Origin of the sequence: Nitrospina sp. P1_D6, from assembly GCF_052156615.1 — a bacterium.
Classification (GTDB): Bacteria; Nitrospinota; Nitrospinia; order Nitrospinales; family Nitrospinaceae; genus Nitrospina.
Window position 1 is genome coordinate 273,306 of the sequence record NZ_JBQKUN010000002.1, and the last position, 20,410, is coordinate 293,715.

The 20,410-nt window shown below is 58.4% G+C and carries 19 protein-coding genes and 1 tRNA gene; 18 read left to right on the forward strand and 2 right to left on the reverse strand.

Annotated features, from left to right (window positions below; genetic code table 11):
• The first annotated feature begins 277 nt into the window (after nt 1-277).
• The 11 genes from ACTRXA_RS04880 (at nt 278) to ACTRXA_RS04930 (ending at nt 13,024) form a co-directional block, all read left to right on the forward strand.
• The gene (locus tag ACTRXA_RS04880; RefSeq protein WP_442426082.1) at nt 278-808 is read left to right on the forward strand and encodes a hypothetical protein; all 531 of its coding nucleotides are present in this window, start codon (nt 278-280) and stop codon (nt 806-808) included.
• A gap of 50 nt (nt 809-858) precedes the next feature.
• Nucleotides 859-1,722, forward strand: coding sequence for a hypothetical protein (locus ACTRXA_RS04885; RefSeq protein ID WP_442426083.1), 864 nt, complete (start codon nt 859-861; stop codon nt 1,720-1,722).
• A 202-nt stretch (nt 1,723-1,924) separates the two neighbouring features.
• Complete coding sequence (locus tag ACTRXA_RS04890; RefSeq protein WP_442426084.1) at nt 1,925-4,006, forward strand: hypothetical protein; 2,082 nt, start codon at nt 1,925-1,927, stop codon at nt 4,004-4,006.
• A gap of 38 nt (nt 4,007-4,044) precedes the next feature.
• Complete coding sequence (locus ACTRXA_RS04895; protein WP_442426085.1) at nt 4,045-4,854, forward strand: UDP-N-acetylglucosamine diphosphorylase; 810 nt, start codon at nt 4,045-4,047, stop codon at nt 4,852-4,854.
• 112 nt (nt 4,855-4,966) lie between these two features.
• The gene (locus tag ACTRXA_RS04900) at nt 4,967-6,379 is read left to right on the forward strand and encodes a glycoside hydrolase 100 family protein (RefSeq protein WP_442426086.1); all 1,413 of its coding nucleotides are present in this window, start codon (nt 4,967-4,969) and stop codon (nt 6,377-6,379) included.
• Nucleotides 6,380-6,420: 41 nt separating this feature from the next.
• Nucleotides 6,421-6,500 (forward strand) — tRNA-Leu (locus tag ACTRXA_RS04905).
• 42 nt (nt 6,501-6,542) lie between these two features.
• Nucleotides 6,543-7,871: a trigger factor gene (tig, locus tag ACTRXA_RS04910; RefSeq protein ID WP_442426087.1), complete on the forward strand. Its 1,329-nt coding sequence runs from the start codon at nt 6,543-6,545 to the stop codon at nt 7,869-7,871.
• Nucleotides 7,872-7,995: 124 nt separating this feature from the next.
• Nucleotides 7,996-8,643 carry an ATP-dependent Clp endopeptidase proteolytic subunit ClpP gene (gene clpP / locus ACTRXA_RS04915; RefSeq protein ID WP_442426088.1) on the forward strand — a complete coding sequence of 216 codons (648 nt, stop codon included), beginning with the start codon at nt 7,996-7,998 and terminating at the stop codon, nt 8,641-8,643.
• A 59-nt stretch (nt 8,644-8,702) separates the two neighbouring features.
• Nucleotides 8,703-9,950, forward strand: a complete 1,248-nt coding sequence (gene clpX / locus ACTRXA_RS04920; RefSeq protein ID WP_442426089.1) for an ATP-dependent Clp protease ATP-binding subunit ClpX — start codon at nt 8,703-8,705, stop codon at nt 9,948-9,950.
• Nucleotides 9,951-9,955: 5 nt separating this feature from the next.
• Nucleotides 9,956-12,397 (forward strand): endopeptidase La, encoded by a 2,442-nt coding sequence (lon, locus tag ACTRXA_RS04925; protein ID WP_442426090.1) that lies wholly within the window; start codon nt 9,956-9,958, stop codon nt 12,395-12,397.
• Between the two features lie 84 nt (nt 12,398-12,481).
• Nucleotides 12,482-13,024 (forward strand): inorganic diphosphatase, encoded by a 543-nt coding sequence (locus tag ACTRXA_RS04930; protein WP_442426091.1) that lies wholly within the window; start codon nt 12,482-12,484, stop codon nt 13,022-13,024.
• Here ACTRXA_RS04930 and ACTRXA_RS04935 read toward each other — a convergent pair.
• Nucleotides 13,021-13,197: a hypothetical protein gene (locus ACTRXA_RS04935; protein ID WP_442426092.1), complete on the reverse strand. Its 177-nt coding sequence runs from the start codon at nt 13,195-13,197 to the stop codon at nt 13,021-13,023. The two genes, ACTRXA_RS04930 and ACTRXA_RS04935, sit on opposite strands and share 4 nt — an antisense overlap.
• Before the next feature lie 84 nt (nt 13,198-13,281).
• Between ACTRXA_RS04935 and ACTRXA_RS04940 the strand changes: the two genes are divergently transcribed.
• The 5 genes from ACTRXA_RS04940 (at nt 13,282) to ACTRXA_RS04960 (ending at nt 18,226) form a co-directional block, all read left to right on the forward strand.
• Nucleotides 13,282-14,739 carry a hypothetical protein gene (locus tag ACTRXA_RS04940; protein WP_442426093.1) on the forward strand — a complete coding sequence of 486 codons (1,458 nt, stop codon included), beginning with the start codon at nt 13,282-13,284 and terminating at the stop codon, nt 14,737-14,739.
• Between the two features lie 369 nt (nt 14,740-15,108).
• Nucleotides 15,109-15,645 carry a hypothetical protein gene (locus ACTRXA_RS04945; protein WP_442426094.1) on the forward strand — a complete coding sequence of 179 codons (537 nt, stop codon included), beginning with the start codon at nt 15,109-15,111 and terminating at the stop codon, nt 15,643-15,645.
• A gap of 181 nt (nt 15,646-15,826) precedes the next feature.
• A complete protein-coding gene (locus ACTRXA_RS04950) occupies nt 15,827-16,444 on the forward strand; it encodes a penicillin-binding protein activator LpoB (RefSeq protein WP_442426095.1) in 618 nt (205 codons plus the stop codon).
• Nucleotides 16,401-17,693: a hypothetical protein gene (locus ACTRXA_RS04955; protein ID WP_442426096.1), complete on the forward strand. Its 1,293-nt coding sequence runs from the start codon at nt 16,401-16,403 to the stop codon at nt 17,691-17,693. Before ACTRXA_RS04950 ends, ACTRXA_RS04955 begins: the two co-directional genes overlap by 44 nt.
• Before the next feature lie 35 nt (nt 17,694-17,728).
• Nucleotides 17,729-18,226 (forward strand): YcfL family protein, encoded by a 498-nt coding sequence (locus ACTRXA_RS04960; RefSeq protein ID WP_442426097.1) that lies wholly within the window; start codon nt 17,729-17,731, stop codon nt 18,224-18,226.
• A gap of 16 nt (nt 18,227-18,242) precedes the next feature.
• Here ACTRXA_RS04960 and ACTRXA_RS04965 read toward each other — a convergent pair whose 3' ends face one another.
• Complete coding sequence (locus tag ACTRXA_RS04965; protein WP_442426098.1) at nt 18,243-19,079, reverse strand: hypothetical protein; 837 nt, start codon at nt 19,077-19,079, stop codon at nt 18,243-18,245.
• A 389-nt stretch (nt 19,080-19,468) separates the two neighbouring features.
• Here ACTRXA_RS04965 and ACTRXA_RS04970 point away from each other — a divergent pair, with 389 nt between their 5' ends.
• Complete coding sequence (locus ACTRXA_RS04970; RefSeq protein WP_442426099.1) at nt 19,469-19,879, forward strand: rod-binding protein; 411 nt, start codon at nt 19,469-19,471, stop codon at nt 19,877-19,879.
• Between the two features lie 24 nt (nt 19,880-19,903).
• Nucleotides 19,904-20,404, forward strand: coding sequence for a flagellar protein FlgN (locus tag ACTRXA_RS04975; RefSeq protein WP_442426100.1), 501 nt, complete (start codon nt 19,904-19,906; stop codon nt 20,402-20,404).
• The last annotated feature ends 6 nt before the right edge of the window (nt 20,405-20,410 follow it).

Genomic DNA, 20,410 nt, shown 5'->3' on the forward strand with positions numbered 1-20,410 from the left:
CCTCCCCCTGGAGCCCCAGGTTGAATGATTGAATATGGGTCGATGGTTCGTATTCTGATTTTTGCGGAAATTCTAGCACAAATGCCAAACGCCTTCCAAAATCCGTGTGCGCCCTTCCTCACAGCCAGAATCCCCACCCTGCTGTAAAAGAAAACAGGGCTTTTTGGTTTTATTTGGGTCTGGAAGCCGGATGTACTAGAATGAGTTCAAATTCTTAAATCAACTCGGAACCCACAGGTTACAGAAACGGCGCGTCGGGTCTCATGCATTGCATCGCATGCGACGAACGCGGACCTTCTCGATTTTCATCAACGGATCCATGACAGACACCCACACCGTAGAAACCAACATCAAGTATTCCATCGAAAAGAACGGCTACCCGGGGAAAACGGTGAAACTGCCGTTCAAGCCGGTCTACCAGAGCTGCAAGGACCACGGCACCGCGCTGAAGACCGTTCTGGCCAATTTGCAGGACGAACAGATCACCGGGCACATCGAAGGCGACTACATCGTGTTCCCGTCTCCCCACCGCAAAGAGGGCGTGGCGGAGCCGGAGGTCGAGCCGGCCGGAAATTCGTACACTCCGCCGGGGGGCGGTGCGGAGTCGTGGCTCGACATGCTGAAGCGCATGCCCGGACTCAACAACCTGTCCAACCTCGAAGGCGAAATGCAGAAGGCCATGTCCCAGCTCACGCCGGAACAACTGCGCGAGGTCCAGGAACGCGTGAAAAACATGACGCCGGAAGAAAAACAGGCCATCATGAAATCGCTGGGCGACCTGTTCAAACCCAAACCCGGGCCGCGCTGAAGCGTGTCCGTTCCTCTTTTATTATTAATGCCGAACTCAATCCCACATTCATGCTGATCTTCGCCAAAGACATTTACGAAAGAAACCCGCGCGTTCAACGCGAGGCGGACCATCCGGAACTGGCAAAGTACATGGAATACCAGCGCCAATTGTTTCCCTACACCATCGTGCGCGCCGGGCTGGACCTCGCTTACAAGGAACTCGACGACATTCTGAACTACGTCGAGAACGACCACCAGAAACCCGAAGGCTCGCAACGCGACTCGTATCCCGCGGACGTCCCCGCGTGGTACCGCGACCGCTTTCCATGGTCCGCGTCGTTTTTGAGCATGGAAGACATGCACAGCCTGATGGTGACGCTGATCCAGTCGCTCGACTCCTTCCGCACCTTCGAGCGCGGCACGACGTACCAGTGGGTCATCCTCTACGACGCCACGCACAACATCGTGCGCGTGTACAACGACCTGTTGCAAACCAATCCCAACGGGGCACGCGACATCCGCCTGAGCCGCGAGGTGGAGGTGGACTTCGACGACTTCATCAACACCTACTGGCCGCACCTCGAGTTCATGATCCTGTCGAAACCCGATTACCCGCACCGGCGTCTGATGGAACGCAACCACGAAATCGAGGAAGCCATCAAGGCGCAGCTGGCCGATGGTGCCTCGCCGTTGAAAGCGTTGGAGGACGCGGCGAAGCAGTTCTCTTTCGCGCCGGGCACCCTGCCCCTTTTGCGGCGCGACCCCGTCACCCCGGACGTCGCCATACTGGAAGAGGTGCCGATCGAGTCCAATCCCTACGACGCGATCCAGCAAGCCACGCCCGCCGACGCACCGGTTCCCAACGTGCCGTGGGTCGAGGCCGAGTACGAGCTCAATTTTCTCAGCAACCGCGGCATGGCCACAAAGGAGTGACCTCCGGTTCCAGGTTTTCATACAAACTCTGCACCCCTCTCCTTTACCCAAAAAAGACAATCCTGTTCGTAAACCTGCTCCGACAAAAGCCGTGCTCCCGCCTTGTTTTCCCTTTCGGTTTTTATCAGACGTTACAGGCTAATTTTCTGAACTTGCCAGAAACGGCAAAATATTCATTTTTTGTGTTAGAATTTCGGAGTTCTTGAACCCCCGTACCGCCATGCTGAAGCCGACCCCTCTCCAAACCCGCTTACGTATCCAGGGCACCGACGGCATCCGCCGCGAGGTGATGCTGTCCTCGCACCCTTCCATGAAGGGACTCACACCGCAGGAAGCGTTTCTTAAAAAAGGCGTCATCACCGACCTGTTCATGGAACAGTACGCCTACGCCCACGTGCGGACGGTGTTGCAAGAGCGGCGGTCCTCCATGCGCCCGGTGTTTGCAGTGGCGTGGGACCCGCGCGATATCGAGGGCAAATTCAACGAGGCCGTGGTGCGCGGCATCCGCAAGGCCGGAGGCGACGCGCACGTATTGGGCATCGCCCCGACGCCCCTGGTGCCGCTTTACATCCAATATGCGAATGCCGACGGCGGCTTCATGGTGACCGCTTCGCACAACCCCAAGGACCAGAACGGCATCAAGATATTTCTCGCGCACCGCGGCATGAAGCTGTTGCCCGAAAACGACATCGCTCTCACCGATGCCCTTCTGGACACGCCCTCGCTCGTCAACAAACCGTTGAAGGGAAAACGCGTCGACCGGCAGAAGGCGGCGACCAACCTGTTTCTCAATTTTTCCCTCGATCCGGAAAACAGCTGGGTGGACAATGCCGGCCTCCTGAAAAACATCACGCTGGTGGTGGACCCCGCCTGCGGTGCGTTGACGGGGGTGGCCGCCGCGGTGTTGAGTCGCGCCGGGTTCGGCAAGGTCATCGAGGTCAACACGCACATGGACGGCCACGTCAACGTGAACAGCGGCGTCGCCGATCTGGAAGGCCACCGTAAGATTCCCCCCGAGGCCATCGCGGCCCGAAGCGGTGCGTTCCGAAAACACAAGGCGGTGGTCAAGCTGTTCCAGCTCGGCCGAAAACATCGGGCCGAGATCATCAGCGGACAACGCCGAATCGCAGCCGCTGTGTTCGACGCCGACGGCGACCGCTTCTACCGGCTCGACTACGATCCGTTTACCGACCACCTCACCGTGTCGAGCGGCGATGAAACCGCGTACCTGCAGGCGGCTTACCTGTCAGCCAGGGACCCGGACCGTTACCGGAACGCGGCATACGTCCACACCGTCGAAAGCGACCTCAACACCGGTGTGGCAGCGCAAAAACTGGGACTCAAGCGCGAACTTTCTGCCGTCGGTGACAAGTGGATTCTGTACCGAATCGCAGGGATGATCGCCGCGGCGCGACTGAAACGGTTGAAGGGTCCGGCGAAGCTGGATTTGGCAAACCGTTTGAAGTCGATTTTGCAAGGCGTCTGCTTTGACGTGGGGCAGTTCGAAGCTTTGGAAAAAGAAATCGACCGGGTGAGTGTGGGCCTGCCCGAGACCGCCCTGTCCATTCCGTTTGCGGTGGGGAGCGAAGAGACGGGCCACAACATCACCCTTGGCTGGCTGGACACGCCGCTCGGCCGGCGGGTCCCTGTCTTCTGCGGCAACGGGCTCAAAAGTGCGCTCAACACCTTCGCCGCTACGGAATCACTCCTGCAAAACAAACCCGCGAAGCGGTATTACTCCGTGCTCGCCAAACCGTTTCCTGCCGGGTTCAAGGCCACCCTCTACGCCTATTATGTGAAGCAGGCGGAGTTTCATCACAATTCGCCTGTTTGGAAACAGGTGCTGGCGGTGATCCGCAAACAGGCCAGGCCGCTGGGCTTCACCTGCAAGACGGTTCGTTTCAGTGAAGACCCGGACATGCTTTACGTGGCGATGGCCTCTGCGGACGGACGAGAGGCGGCGGTGTTTGTGCGCAATTCGGGCACGGAAAACAAGATCGGCGTCAACCTGCGCGGCGCGAAGTCAAGCGCCAAAGCGCTGAACACCCTGGGCGAGGCGGTCCTGCACCTGCTCATGCGGTCGCTCAAGGACAGCGCGCATCCGTTGTACGCGGTGGAACAGGACCTCCTGCAACGCATGGTGACAAAACCGCTGGCCGCGCCCAAAGCAAACGAAGACAGCCTCCAGCGCGTTCTTCGCGAGATGGGCAAGCAGGGCCTCACCCGCCTCACCCCCAAAGGATTCGTTTTAACGCCACGGGGGAAATGGTATATTGAGGGCTGACTGTTTCAGCACACCCACCCGTAAGGCGGGCCCCCTCCATGCGCAACCTCAACTCATTTTTCGATCACCTCGATGAATTCGAACACAAGGCGGTGTTCGACGGCATCGATCGCGTGTGGGAACCGCTGACCCAACTCAAAACCTCCATTACGAACATCCTTGACCGCCTGCCTGATTCCGTCCACTGCATGCAGGGAATGGAAGGCATGCAGTTGCTGCCGGCAAAATCGCTCACCCGCTTTCCCGAACCCGCCGTGCTGGTGGAGTGCTGGATCGAATTTCAGGAACCCACCTACATACAACCGGCACAGGTTTATTTCGGCGCGGGCACGGTGGTGGAACCGACCGCGGTCATCAAGGGCCCGGCCGTCATCGGCAACCACTGCGAAGTGCGGCAGGGCGCGTACCTGCGCGGCACCCTGCTTGCTGGCGATCACTGCGTGCTGGGTCACAACACGGAGATCAAGAACTCCATCCTCATGAACCACACCGAAGCCGGGCACTTCAACTACATCGGCGACAGCATCGTCGGAAGCTACGTGAACCTCGGCGCGGGATCGAAGCTCGCCAACCTGCGCTTCCGTTCGCCGCAGGACAAAATCGACGTCGCTTTTCCGCCGATGACACTGGAGCTCGACGGCGAGACCATCGAATCCGGCATGTCCAAGCTGGGAGGGGTCATCGGCGACCATGTGGAGATCGGGTGCAACGCGGTGCTGTGTCCGGGTGTCCTCCTGGGCAAGCAGACCTGGGTGTATCCCAACATGACCGTATCGCAAGGTTACTACCCGCCCGACAGTCTGCTGGCCTCGCGCGAGAACAAGGGCCGCACGCGCAAAGCCACCTGATCCCCTGCACCCTGCGCCTGCCCGTTGCGGCATGGATTTTCATGAAAGCCTTTTCTTTGTCCCGCGACTGCCTATACACTGTTCCCATCTGAATCCACTTATACGAAGGCACATGGCCCCCTCCCCCATCGAAGAAGCCCGGCAACTGCTGGAAGACGCGATCATTCACCACAAGGGCCGTCCCGTGGGTACGGCGGCGGCGCGCGATCCCAACCTCGCCTCTCCCAATTACGCCGACTGCTTCATCCGGGATTTCTTTCCGGCGGCACTGGTGTTTTTGAACGAAGGCAAACCGGACATCGTTAAAAACTTTCTGGAGACGGTGCTGGAACTCCGCAACCAGCAGAGGCAGGTGAGCGGCCACCAGATCCATCCCGGGGTCATGCCCGCGAGTTTTCACATCGAACAAAGCGAGGACGGCGCGGAGAACCTGGTGTCCGATTTCGGCGACCGCGCCATCGGCCGTGTCGCCCCGGTGGATTCCATGATGTGGTGGGTGCTGCTGCTGGGGGCGTACGTGAGGAAGACGGGCGACCGCGAACTGGCACACACCGACGCCTTCCAGAACGGCATGCGGTTGTCGCTGGAGCTGTTTCTGCGCGACACGTTTGAAGTGTTCCCGACGCTCCTCGTGCCCGACGGCAGTTTCATGATCGACCGCCGCATGGGGGTGTACGGGCACCCGCTGGAGGTGCAGGCCCTCTTCTACGGCCTCCTCCAGACCACCCTCGACCTGCTTCCGGATAACGACGACACCTGCCGCAAACTGCGCGGCATGGCGGAGCAACGCATCAAGGTCCTGCGGACCTACGTGCGCATTTTCTACTGGCTGGACATCGAACGGCTGAGCGAGATCCACCGCTTCAAGACCGAGGAATTCGGCACCGGCAGTGTGAACATGCTGAACATCTACCCGGAATCCATTCCCGACTGGCTGAGCAACTGGATTCCGGAAAAAGGCGGCTACCTCGTGGGCAACCTGGGGCCGGGGCGCATGGATTTCCGCTTTTTCGCACAGGGAAACCTGCTGGCCATCCTGTTCGGCCTGGCCACGCCGGAGCAATCCCAGAGCATCCTGAACCTGTACACCGAGCACTGGAACGACCTCATCGGCGCCATGCCGATCAAGATCTGCTTTCCGGCACTGGAGGGCGTGCGCTGGAAGATGCTGACCGGAAGCGACGCCAAAAACGCGGCATGGTCGTACCACAACGGCGGCAACTGGCCGGTGCTTCTGTGGCCGTTCGTCGCGGCGGCATTGAAATCCGGGCGCGACGACCTGGCGGAGACGGCCTTCGAGCAGGCCTGCAACCGCCTGCCGAAGGACCGCTGGCCGGAGTATTACGACGGCCACATGGGACGGCTCATAGGCCGGCGCGCCAACCTGTACCAGACCTGGTCGGCTTCCGGCCTGCTTCTCGCCAACCAGCTTCTGGAGGAAAGAAAAGGGCTGGAACTGTTCCCCGCGAGCCCGGATCACGGCGCCGGCGAAGCCCCGCCAGAGGCCGTGGACCCCCTTCGTTGACAGCCTCTGGAAAAGGTGGTCTAATTTTCCTTTTGAATTTTGCGAGGGTGGCGGAACTGGTAGACGCGCTGGATTTAGGATCCAGTGGGCAACCGTGGGGGTTCGACTCCCCCCTCTCGCATGCCCGGAACCTTTATCCATTCACCCGGAAACGAACCGAATCATGAAATGTGAAGTTGAAGAGATCGACAAGTGCAACCGGAAGCTCAAGATCGAGATTCCGCTCGGCGACTACCAGTCCCAGGTCAGTGCCTACTACAAGAAACTGAGCCACCAGGTCAAAATGCCCGGCTTCCGGCCCGGCAAAATCCCGCAGTCCATCATGGAAAAGCGCTTCGGCCCGGAAGTCAAACAGGAAGTGCTGACGCTGATGGTCTCCGAGAGCATCAACCAGGGCATCCAGGACAACCACCTGCACGCCATCGGCGAACCCAGCATCGTGGAAATCCACGCCGAGGAGGGGACGGACATCACCGTCACCGCCAACGTGGAGGTGCTGCCGGAGTTTTCCGCGCCGGACATCAGCAAGCTTGAGGTGCCGGTCAAGGTGCCGAAGGTCACCGACGAGCAGGTCGAGCAGACCCTGGAGTCCTACCGCGAGCAGAAGGCGGTGAACGAAACCGTCACCGACCGCGGAATATCCAAGGACGACCTCATCAAGATTGATTTCGAAAGCACCTGTGACGGCAAGCCCTACGAGAACAGCAAGGCCGAGGATTATGTCGTGCAGGTGGGCGGCCACTTGATCGGCGGCTTCGACGACAAGGTGCTGGGCATGAAGATCGGCGAGACGCGCTCGTTTTCGCTCACCCTGCCGGACGACCATCCCAACAAGGAAGTGGCGGGGAAAGAAGTGGACTTCACCGTGACGCTCAAGGGCATCCAGGTGAAGAAACTGCCGGAACTGGACGACGCCTTCGCGCAGACGGTGGACCCCGACAAGAAATACGAGAACCTGGACGCGTTGAAATCGGGTATCCGCGCCGAGCTGGAGGAACACCACCGCAAGCAGGCGCGGGTGGAGGCGCAGAAAACCCTCGCCGACAAACTGGCCGACGTCAACCCGATCGACGTGCCGGAAAAACTGGTTCAGGAGCAGATCAAGTTCATGGTCAACAAGGAGAAACAACAGGACGCCGCAGGTGTGGTGCACGAACACCAGACCGACCACGTGGCGTTGACCGACGAAGACCAGAAAAAACACCGCGAGCAGGCGGTGAAACTGCTCCAGCAGGAACTGGTCATCAACAAGTTCTCGGACGAGTTGGCCATCGAGGTCAGCGAGCAGGAACTCGACCGAGAACTGCAAGTATTCATGTCCCTTTTGCAGATCAAGGACCTGAAGAAAATGAAGCAGGAATGGGCCCAATCCGGCGCATTACTGAGACTCCACAACCGGATGCGCCGGGACCGGACCCTGGAGAAGCTGCTCGACCAGGTTCAGCTGCAGGAAGAAATGGTTGACAGCGCCGACCTTAAAAAAGATAATTAATTGTAATGATTACCCTTTCAGTTTCCCCCTGCTCCGGCAAGATTCGTTTGCATCTGGCAGGAAATTCCGTCATAAACACGCCTGTTTGCGTCACCACCCATATAGAAAGTGAATTCGTGTGCCTATGAGACAAGACATCTACAATCAGATCACCAACCAGCTGGTTCCCATCGTGGTCGAGCAGACCAGCCGCGGAGAAAGATCCTATGACATCTATTCCCGCCTGCTGAAAGATCGTATTATATTTATAGGACAGCAGATTGAAGACCACATGGCCAACCTGATCATCGCGCAGCTTTTGTTTCTGGAATCGGACGAGCCGGACCAGGACATTTATCTATACATCAACAGCCCCGGCGGGCACGTGTCCTCCGGCCTGGCGATTTACGACACCATGCAGTACATCAAGCCGGACGTGCAGACCATCTGCATCGGCCAGGCGGCCAGCATGGGCGCGTTGCTGTTGACGGCGGGCACCAAAGGCAAACGCTTCGCCCTGCCCAACTCGCGGGTGATGATCCATCAGCCCTCCGGCGGGTTCCAGGGGCAGAGCACGGACATCCAGATTCATGCAGAAGAGATTCTCAAGGTGCGCGACACGCTGGACGACATTCTCGCCAAGCATTCCGGTCAGCCGAAAGAGGCGATCCGGCGCGATACGGAGCGCGACCATTTCATGACCGGCCAACAGGCCAAGGAATACGGGCTGATCGACAATGTCATCACCAGCCGTACCGAATCGAAGGACCTGTCCAAGGGAATCGATGATTAAATTGCCGGATCAAGGGAACCGGGAGGTTCTCCCAATAGCGGACGCACTCGGAGGCATTCATGGCTAAGAAAACTTCCAACTCAGGTAACTACCGTTGTTCTTTTTGTGGTAAGAGCCAGGAAGAAGTTAAAAAACTGATCGCAGGCCCCACGGTTTACATTTGCGACGAGTGCATCGAGCTGTGCAATGAAATCATGGTCGAGGAGTGGGCGCAGGAAAAGACCGAGGATTTCAAGCACCTGCTCAAGCCGAAGGACATCTTCACCCACCTGGACCAGTACATCATCGGCCAGGAGCGTTGTAAAAAAATCCTGTCCGTTGCCGTGCACAACCACTTCAAGCGGGTCGATGCGGGCATCGACATGGAAGACGTGGAACTGCAGAAGAGCAACGTCCTGCTCATCGGCCCCACCGGCTCCGGCAAAACGCTGATGGCGCAGACGCTGGCCCGCATTCTCGACGTGCCGTTCACCATCGTGGACGCGACCACGCTGACGGAAGCCGGGTACGTCGGTGAAGACGTGGAAAACATCATCCTGAAACTGCTGCAGGCGGCCGATTACGATGTGGAGAAGGCCGAGCGCGGCATCATTTACATTGACGAGGTGGACAAGATCAGCCGCAAGTCGGAGAACCCGTCGATCACGCGCGACGTCTCCGGCGAGGGTGTCCAGCAGGCCCTTTTGAAAATCATCGAAGGCACGCACGCCAGCGTTCCGCCGCAGGGCGGACGCAAGCATCCGCACCAGGAGTTCCTTCAGGTCAACACCACCAATATTCTGTTCATTTGCGGCGGCGCGTTCGTCGGCCTGGACAAGATCATCCGCAACCGCATCGGCAAGAAAACGATGGGCTTCGGGCAGGAGCTGGTCAGCAAAGAAAGCCAGGACATGACCGAGGTTCTGGAAAAGGTGCAGCCGGAAGATCTTCTGAAATACGGATTGATCCCGGAATTCGTCGGCCGCCTCTCCATCACCGCCACGTTGAGCGAACTGGATGTGGACGGGCTGGTGCAGGTGCTGACCGAACCCAAGAACGCGCTCATCAAGCAGTACAAGAAACTGTTCGAGTTCGAAAACGTCAAGCTGAAGTTCACCGACGGCGCCATCCGCGCCATCGCCGAGAAGGCCTACCGCATCAAAACCGGGGCGCGCGGCCTGCGTTCCATCCTCGAAGAAGTCATGCTCGAAATCATGTTCGACCTGCCGTCCCGTGAGGACGTGGAAGAAGTCGTCATCAACGAGGAAGTCATTTCCCATCTGGAAAAACCGTTGATGGTGTACCAGAATCAGAAACAGGCCAGTTGACCCCTATGACATCAGAACGAACCATTCTTCCGCTGGTCCCCCTGCGGGACATTGTGGTGTTTCCTTTCATGGTCATCCCGCTTTTCGTGGGACGGGACAAATCTGTCCTGGCGCTGGAAAAAGCGATGGCCGACCAGAAAAACATCTTTCTCGCAACCCAGAGAAACGCCAACCACAACGATCCCGGTCCCGCTGACATCTTTGAAACGGGAACGCTGGCCAACATCCTGCAGATTCTGAAACTCACCGACGGCACCATGAAGGTGCTGGTGGAAGGCGTCCAGCGCGGCCGCATCATCAGTTTCCAGGACAACCCGAACTACCATGAGGTCGAGATTGTCCGCATCGAGGAAAACATCCAGGTCGTCCCGGACGTCAAGGCGCTGATGCGGAGCATCGAAAACCTGTTCGAGCAGTACGTCAAACTCAACCAGAAGATTCCGCTGGAAGCCATCTCCGCCATCGCCAACATCGCGGAACCGCACCGCTTCGCCGACACGATCGCTTCCTACATGGTGTTCCAGACGACCGAGAAGCAGGAGTTGCTCGACACCTACAGTCCTGTGGATCGCCTCAACAAACTGATTTCCTCGCTCAAGTCGGAAATGGAAATCCTGAAGATCGAAAAGCGCGTTCACGGCCGCGTGCGCAAGCAGATGGAGCGTTCGCAGAAAGAGTTCTACCTGAACGAGCAGATGAAGGCCATCCAGAAGGAACTGGGCAAGCGCGATGAGTTCAAGTCCGACATCGACGAGCTGACGCAGAAAATCAAGAAAGCCAAGATGCCCAAAGATGTCCAGGAAAAAGCCATGAAGGAAGTCCGGCGGCTCGAGATCATGCAGCCGATGTCGGCCGAGGCCACGGTGGTGCGCAACTACATCGACTGGCTGGTGGACATCCCCTGGCACAAGGGGAAAAACTCGGACAAGATCAACATCAAGGAAGCCCAGAAGATCCTGGATGGCGACCACTACGGTCTCGAAAAAGTAAAGGAACGCATCGTCGAGCACCTGGCGGTGATGAAGCTGGTGAAAAAGATCAAGGGCCCCATCCTGTGCCTCGTCGGCCCACCGGGCGTCGGCAAAACCTCGCTGGGCAAATCCGTCGCCCGTGCGACGGGACGGGAGTTCGTCCGCGTGTCCCTGGGCGGGGTGCGTGACGAGGCGGAGATCCGCGGCCACCGCAAAACCTACATCGGTTCGCTTCCGGGCAAGATCATCCAGTCCATGAAAAAAGCCGGCACCACCAACCCCGTGTTCCTGCTGGATGAGGTGGACAAGATGAGCATGGATTTCCGCGGCGATCCGTCGTCCGCCCTGCTGGAGGTGCTCGACCCGGAACAGAACGTGAATTTCAACGACCACTACCTGGAAATCGACTACGACCTGTCGCAGGTGCTGTTCATCTGCACCGCCAACGTGTTGCACGCCATTCCGCAACCGTTGCAGGACCGCATGGAGATCATCCGCATTCCCGGTTACACGGAACAGGAAAAGCTGGCCATCGCCCGGAATTTCCTGATCCCCAAAAAGCTGAAGGAACACGGGCTGACGAAAAAGCAGTTGACCATCAGCGAATCGTCGCTGACGAAACTCATCCAGGAATACACCCGCGAGGCGGGCGTACGCAGCCTGGAACGGGAAATCGGTTCCCTTTGCCGCAAGACCGCAATGAAGGTCGTGGAGGAGGGCAAGAAAACGGTCATCGATGTCAAGCCGCAAACCCTCTCCAAACTGCTCGGCGTTCCCAAATACCCCGGCGACCGCGAACGCGACCGGCCGGAAGTCGGCGTCGCCACAGGGCTTGCGTGGACGGAGTTCGGCGGCGAGATGCTGAACATCGAGGTCTCCGTCACCCCCGGCAAGGGCATGGTGATCAGCACCGGCAAGCTGGGCGACGTGATGAAGGAATCCGTGCAGGCGGCGATGAGCTATGTGCGCAAACGCTCGGATCAACTCGGGCTCAAACCGAATTTCCACATGGGCGTGGACGTCCACGTGCACATCCCGGAAGGCGCCATCCCGAAAGACGGTCCCTCGGCGGGCATCACCATCGCCGTGGCGCTGATCTCCGCCCTCACCGGAAACGTGCCGCGGAGCGACATCTGCATGACCGGAGAGATCACCCTGACCGGCAAGGTCCTGCCCATCGGCGGCCTCAAGGAAAAAGCCCTCGCCGCGCACCGGATGAAGATCGAAAACGTCATCATCCCGAAAGACAACGAAAAGGACCTGCCGGACATCCCGGAGATCATCCGCAAAAAACTGAACTTCATTTCCGTGGAAACGATGGACGACGTGCTGGAGCACAGTTTCGAGAAGAAGCTGAAGGTCAAACCCCAGCGCGCCGCCAGAAAATCCGCAACAAAGAAAAAAGCCGCCAAGCCGAAATCCCGGTCGCGCAAGACGCCGGCCCGGAAATCGCCCACCACGGCGCATTTGAACTGACGGTAACGAGCGGCCCCGCCGTTCCCGTTACCGCACCACCCCTTCAACGCTGAGTGCGATTAAAGAAAGGAAACCCCCTCTACTATGTTTCATCCGTGGCATGACGTGGAACTGGGCGACGAATTGCCGGACATATTTCCGGCCATCATCGAAGTGCCCAAAGGCTCCAAGACCAAGTACGAACTCGACAAGAAAACCGGCATGATCAAGGTGGACCGCATCCTGTACAGCTCCGTGCAGTATCCCGCCAACTACGGGTTCATCCCGCGCACGCTGGGCGACGACCACGATCCCCTCGATGTCCTCGTGCTGGGACAGGACCGCGTGTACCCGCTGTCCATCATGCGCGCCAAACCCATTGGCGTGATGGAAATGCTGGACCAGGGCGAGGAAGATGACAAGATCATCGCCGTGCACATGGACGACCCCGAATACAACCATTACGAGTCGATCGACGAGCTGCCGCCGCACCGGATGGAAGAGGTGAAACGGTTTTTCCAGGACTACAAGAAGCTGGAGAAGAAGGAAGTGGTGGTGGAGGACTTTTTGAGCCGGGAAGAGGCCGTGCGCATCCTCAACGCCGCCATCGACCTCTACAAGAAGGAAATCGGGAAATATAAAGTTTAGAACAACAATCGTTCAAAAATGGCCAGCCACTTATATTTATTTTTGGATGTTGGTTGAGTTGTCAATAAGTCACCACCGGCCGCGACGAAGCCGTGCGCATCCTCAACGCCGCCATCGACCTCTACAAGAAAGAGTTCGGGAAATAGGCAGCCCTGTAAGTCGGCCGATTTCATATCCAATTTTGCCCCGCATCACAGCCGTTGCTTTCCCTCTGGCATTTCGGAATAATTGAATTAATCTGAAAGGCAGTATCCATAATGACCGTATGGAATCGGGAGGAACACGTGCGTGCGGGAACCCACATCGAAATGGCATTCAACGTTCGACGCCCCCCCTTGTCTTCAGGTCCTTTCGCCGGGAGAGGGCGCAGGGTGGGGTACTGCACTCTGCTCCTCCTCTGCGCCTTGTTCCTCACCGCCTGCGACACCACCCGCTACGCCCGCAAGCAGATTCCCAAACAACAGATGCAGGCGTACCTCGAAAACAAACCGGAACCGCTCCACAACGTTTACCGCGACGTGCTGGAAGAGGGCCAGCGCAACTTCGTGCTCAACCACATGCGCGCCGGACTGGGCGCGATGGAACTGGGCCGTGACCGCCTCGCCGCGGAGTCGTTCGAGACCACCCTTCTCAGCATCGAGGCCGTCTATGCGGAAAACGAGTCTGCGGAAAAAGCGCGGAGCGTGTGGTACGAGGAAGGCAAAAAAGACTTCAAGGGCGAGCCGTATGAGCGCGCCATGGCCTATTACTATCGGGGCCTGCTGTTCCTGAAGGAAGGCGATTACGAAAACGCCCGCGCCTGTTTCAAAAGCGGCCAGCTGCAGGATGCGCTCGCCGAAAACGAAAAATACCAGATGGACTTCGCCCTCCTGATTTACCTCGAAGGCTGGGCGTCGCACCTGCTGGGCGACGAACAACTGGCGAAGACGGCGTTCGAGGAAGCGCAGCAGATCCGGCCGGACCTCACCCCGCCCGCGCCGGGCGACGATGTGCTGGTTCTGGCGGAGAGCGGCATGTCGCCCATCAAGGTCGCGGCGGGCGAAGGCAACGCCGCGCTCACTTTCAAGCGCGGCTCCGGGTTCCGCGAAAAGAGCGCGCGGCTGTTCGTCAACGGCCGCACCTATTCACCGCGCATGACCGAAGACATCTTCTGGCAGGCCTCGACGCGCGGCGGCAGGGTGGTGGACGCCATCCTCAAGGACAAGGTCGTTTTCAAGGAAACACACGAGACCATGGGCAAGGCACTCACCGAACTGGGCGTGCAGGGCATGCTGTTGTCCGCGCAACATGACAGCAACGAAGGCCTCCTCATCTCCGGCATCGTCACGGCCATCGGCCTCGTCCAGCAGGGCGTCGCCGCCAGCACGCAGACCCGCGCCGACGACCGGTACTGGGAATCCCTCCCCGACAGCGTCCACGTGTTCACCTACGGCAAAGATGCCAGCAATCCAGGTCGCACGGTGACGGTGAGTTTTGTCGATCCCGGCGGAAACACCGTCTCCAACCTGGCGTTCGAGGTGGAGGTGCACATGACCCCGCGCGGCCACGGCCTCGCCTGGGTGCGCTCGCGCGCGGCCTTCAAAAAACAGGATCTGGCCGACCTCGATCCCAACGACGAAGGCGACCCCGAAACCCCTCCGGAATCCATCACCCCTCCACGCACCCAGCCCCGCGACACCAACGCCCCGGCACGGCAACCCTCCCAGCCCAATTGACCCTCTATCCACCGGAAAGACTGATTTCGCTTTTCCAATATATTTGCTTTTACTTTCAAACCCTTACTCACCCACTGCCCCCTGGTTTCCTTAAAACTGGTTGTTTTTAAAAGCACTTCATACAAGACCCATTTTCAGATAAGGAATATTATCCAAAGATCGGTAAAATTGCGCATATTAATACCTTGCGCCCCCGCCTCCCGGCCTTTATATTTCTCACACCTACCGGATTTACAGTAATTTGATTGGTGTTGTCGTTGGGAGGGGCCTGCCGAGTAGATTGTGCCGCGCCAACTCATGCCCCCTGCACTTTACTGAATTGCCTTCATTGGCATTAATATAATCATTCTTTTGCGAGGAGGCAGAGTCATGAACCACCCCACCCTTTCCATTTATAAAAAGTGTTTATTGCTGGTTCTCGCGGTCACGCTGGCGGCCTGTGCCGGTCCGCAGATTCCGAAACCTCAGGACATCGTCAACGTGCCTCAGCCGCTTCTGGACAACACCGGCGAGTTCATGTCGCCCTACACGCAGGACGGCGTGCTCGCCCTGTGGGTGGACAAGGCGATCAACGCCCAGCTGGGCTCGAGGGTCGGGCAGATGGCAGGCGCCTTTGCTGGGCAGAAGGCACTGGAACAGGTTCCTTTTGTCGGCGGCATCCTCGGCGCCCAGGTGGGGGAATACGCCGGACGCAAGATCGCCATCGAGGCTTCCGGCGGCATGGAGTACATCACCGAAACGTCCGATATGTCGTTCACCAACATCAACGACATGGCGGTGTACCTCTACGCCCGTCACTCCACGCACGAGCATTACCAGCAGGCGCTGGAAGCGACATGGGAGATCTACCCCGACCTGAAAAACAACTACCACCAGGCTCTGGTCAACGCCGGCGGCAAGCGCTGACCGCGCCAAATAAAAAGAGCTGATAATCGTCTGCTTGCGGCGGCCGCGTCCTCCGAAGTTCCATGACTCCCGGAGTGCGCGGCCAAAGTTTTTTGCCCCCCGCCGGGTTATGGGGTACTATTCGATTAGGTGACTCACCCCGCCAACCCACGTTTTTTTCAATCGAAGAAGGATGGATTTCATGAACGGATCGGTCAGAGTTTGGTTTCCATGGGCAATCGGCCTGCTCCTGTTGGGCGGATGCGCCACCTATTCCGCTTCCACCATCGAAAACGCACCCGGAAGCCCCACGGTGTACGAAGACCCGAATTCTACAGGCCAGCTCGCGGGCGTGGGCATCGAGTCGCAGGACATCCGCGCCATGACCGACAAGATGATGCGCGACATGCTGACCAATCCGTCGCTCGCCGGCTCCAAGACACCGCCCAAGGTCATCATCGACGCCGAGTTTTTCCGCAATGAAAGCTCTTCGCGCATCAACAAGAACATCATCACCGACCGCCTGCGCGTGGACCTGAACCGAGCCGCGAAAGGCCGCATGGTATTCGTCGGCCGCCATTACGAAGGCATGGTGAAGGAAGAAACCGCCTACAAGGGCCGCCCTGCCGGCCTGCTTTCAGGCGACTACCGGCTGGGCGGGCGCATCACCACCCTCGACCAGATCAATCCCACCACCGGACGAACCTCCCGTTATCATCAGATCATTTTTGAGATGGTAGACCTGAACAACAGCGCCATCGTGTGGACGGGGATTTATGATTTTCGCAAATCTGCGCGGGACGACATCATCTACCGGTGACGACGGCTCGATGACCGGAAATCACAAACGCCGCCTCGGTGCGCTGGCGCTGGCGCTGGGCCTGCTCCTGCTCCCGGCCTGCGGCCCGGCGTCGCAGAAAGCGCACGTCTCCGATGCGGTGATGAACACCTACCTGCAGAACAAGCCCGCCGTCCTGCACACCCTTTATCGCAAGGCGCTCATTGAAGGTCCGCGCAACCAGGTGCTGAACGACATGCGCGTGGGGCTCGCCGCCATGGAACTCGGTCATTACTCGCTGGCCCGCGAATCGCTGGACCGCGCCCTGATGAACATCGAATCCATTTACGCTGACGATGAAACCGCGCGGAACGCGCGCAGCCTGTGGTACGAGGAAGGCAAGAAGGACTTCAAGGGCGAGCCGTACGAGCGCGCCATGGCCTACTACTACCGTGGTTTGCTCTACATCATCGAAGGCGACCTGGAAAACGCGCGCGCCTCGTTCAAGGGCGGTGTCCTGCAGGATGCGTTCGCCGAAGAGGAACAGAACCGGTGCGACTTCGCCCTCCTCATTTTCCTGCAGGGCTGGGTGTCGCAAAAGCTGGGCGATCAGGATCTCGCCCGCATGGCGTACGAAGAAGTGAAACGCTTCCGCCCGGATTTTCAGATTCCCGACCCGAATGACAACGTGCTGGTCCTGCTGGAAACAGGCACTTCACCGAGGAAGGTGTCCGACGGCATCGGCCACGGCGAGTTGAAATTCAGGCGCGGTCGCGGTTTCGTCGAAACCCGCGCGCACCTTCAAATGAACGGCAACACTTACGACGCGTATCCGATGGAAGACATCTACTGGCAGGCCACCTCGCGCGGCGGCCGTCAGTTCGACAAGATTCTGGAAGGCAAGGTGGTCTTCCGCCAGACCAACGCCATGGTGGGTTCGGCATTGACCGACATCGCATCGAAGACCATGATCATGGCGCCGCTCATGGAAAACTCCGGCACGTTCCAGCTTGCCGCCGGTGCGCTGGGGCTGGTCGGGGCGACGCAGATGGCGCTCGCCGCCAACACCAAAACGCAGGCAGACACGCGTTACTGGAACAACCTTCCGGACAGCGTGCACGTGCTCACCCTGCAGGTCGATCCGGCACAGTGGGGAGAGGTCGGTATCTGGTTTGAAGACGCAAGCGGGAAAAAACAGGCCGCATTGTCCACACAGCGTCCCATCCTGAAAACACACGGCGGCACGGGGCTGGTTTGGGCCCGTTCCCGCACCGCACTGGTCAAAAAATGACAACGACTCATTCACAACATATTAACGGAGGCTGTATGAACCGATCAGGAACCCTGATTGCCTGCCTTGTGGCGGCGGGCTGGTTGACCGGATGCGCCACGGACCCCTGTCCGCGCATCCTGGCGGAAGGCGAAGCCGACGCCGCCATCAAGATGAACAGCGTCCGCTTTCTCGATGAAGGCCTGCAACGCCGCAGTGAGTGGCAGAACTACTGCCGCGGCAACCGGCTGGGTCCGGAACCCTCCGTGCCCATGAACGCCCCCGGAAAGAAAAAAGTCTCCATCACCGAACACAACTCCCGTCCCACGGAAACCGGCACATTGGAAGTGTGGGTGCAGATCCGCAACCACACCGACTTTCCCCTGCAGGTTCAGGCGCGCACGCGGTTTTTCGACAAGGACCGAAGCCCCACCGAGGAGACCTCGAACTGGGACCGTGTCCAGCTGCCGGCGCAGAGCTACGAGACGTACCGGACCTTTTCCACCAGCCCGGACGCACAGTGGTATTTCATCGAGGTGCGGGAAGGACAGTGACCCCCGGCGGGGGAGGTCACATTTCGTTGCGGAATTTTTCGTAGGGAACCTGCAGGTCTTCCGTGCGTGCCATCGCCAGGTGGCTTTCCCCGGACATGCGTGATTTGACCACATCCAGCAGGGTGACGGCCTCGGACAGGAACTTCTGCTCGTTGCTGTCATCCACCTTCCGTGCCAGCAGTTCCTGGTACAGGTCGATCAACGGCCTGGTTTGCAGAACCAGCCGTCCCACTTCTTCATAAGGGATGTTGCGATCGGCAATGCGCTTGGCCTCCTGCGCATACTCGACCCATTCATCAGCCACCGCTTTGGGATTGCCCAGCTGGATCATGTGCTGCCTTGCGCCTTCCACTCCCCTGTCCTCGATCATCCGGCTGACCGAGATGGCCAAGCCGGTGAGCGGCACCCCCTTGGCGGTTTTACACAGGTAACGGAGAGCAAAGAAAAGCTTGTTCGTGTTGCTGTCTATCTGGAACCCGGTGTCGGAAAAGGGGCGCAGTTTGTCGTTCCGCTCGAAGGCATGCCACAGGCCGCCTTCCCTCTGCACCAGCTTGCGGGTTTTATCCATTGGCTCCAGCGTCGCAATGCAGGAATCGGCATCGTTGATCTGCGCCACCTGCGCGCTGACATCCACGTTTGTCAATTTGTCTTTTAAAGCCGGGTCCACCTTCACCTGCAAGGTGGGTTCCGGACTCGCCGCCACCTTGTCTTTGGTGATCTCCACTTCCTCGGTTTTCACCCAGGTTTTCTCTTTTTCAGGTAATTGCAGGGGTTGTTCCTCCACGGTCTGCGTTTCGCCACAGGCCGAGGTCATTACCAGCAGGAGCACCCACATGAGGGTCAATTTCTTCATATTCAAACCGCCATAAGTAATAAAAATCAGGAATATATCCTTTATACAGCAAAACCCGGGGCGGTGCCACCCCACCAGTTTGGTCTGAAAGGGTCCCGCCCACTCCAGGCCTCAACCCGGGAATGAAAGCCTTTGGAAAACAGGGCAAGCTTTTCCACGTCACTGGGAAATATTTGCCCCGGGGACCCTCTTCATCATTTCCCACGGCGCGCCTCCTTTCCCGAACCCACCCTAACCCCTTTGTTTACATTGGGTTAAAAACACAAAAGATTTTTCCCGGTTTTGGCACCGGGCTTGCTAGTAAAAGGTTGAGTTCTGGAAACAGGACCCTATTGACCACGGTTTTACCAATACGAAATAAAGGATCAAGCGAGATGGACTTCCTTCCGATGCCGGCACAGACAAGCCCCCTGGGACCCAACCCGGCCGACAAGGCCAAACGGCTTGGGGAGCAGGTACAGACCCTGAACCCGGCGAAGGCGCTGACGCAATCGTTCTCGCAGACCCTGGCGCAGGTGAAGCAGGGCGGTGAGAGCCAGAAGACCTCCGAAGGCAAGCAGGAATCGGAAAAACTGATGGAGGTTTCGCGGCAGTTCGAAGGACTGCTGATCCACCAGATGCTGAAATCCATGCGCAAGACCGTGAACAAGACCGGACTGATGGAAGGTTTTGCCAACCAGCAGTACGAGGCGGTTCTCGATGAAGAACTGTCAAGGGAAGTGGTTCGGCACCAGAGCATTGGGATGGCCCAAACCATATACGATCAAATGAGCCGGAACCTGCCACTCCCGGTTCGGTAGCAGGACCCTTTTGGGAGGTGTGTCATGAAAGAGTTATACCAGGCGCTCAATACCATTCTGGAACAGAAAATCGAGCTGTATGACCGGCTGATCAAGGTCTTCGGCGAGGAATGGGACGCGGTTACGGAGTTTTCCCGCGACCGTCTCATGAAAATTTTGGAGCAGAAAGAGGCCCTGCTGACACAGGTGGGTGAACTCAATCAGAAACGCGAGGCCATTTTGCGGGAAATGGCCGAACAATGGAACATTCCCATTGAAAAAGTAACCCTTCGAAAAATCGCCCAGTTCAAGAACAACCAATGGTCGATGTCGATGATCCTCTGCCAGAAACGCATGAAGGAACAGATTGCGCGGATCAAGAAAATGAACGAGATGAACCGCAGGCTGATCGAACGCTCCGCGCATTCGATGAAGGAGTCCATCAACGTCCTTTACAAGGCGGACTCCAGCTACACCCCCTATCACGCCGACGGCAAAACGGACCATGTTCCGCTGACCAGCGGTTTGATCAGCACCAACATCTGACGGGTC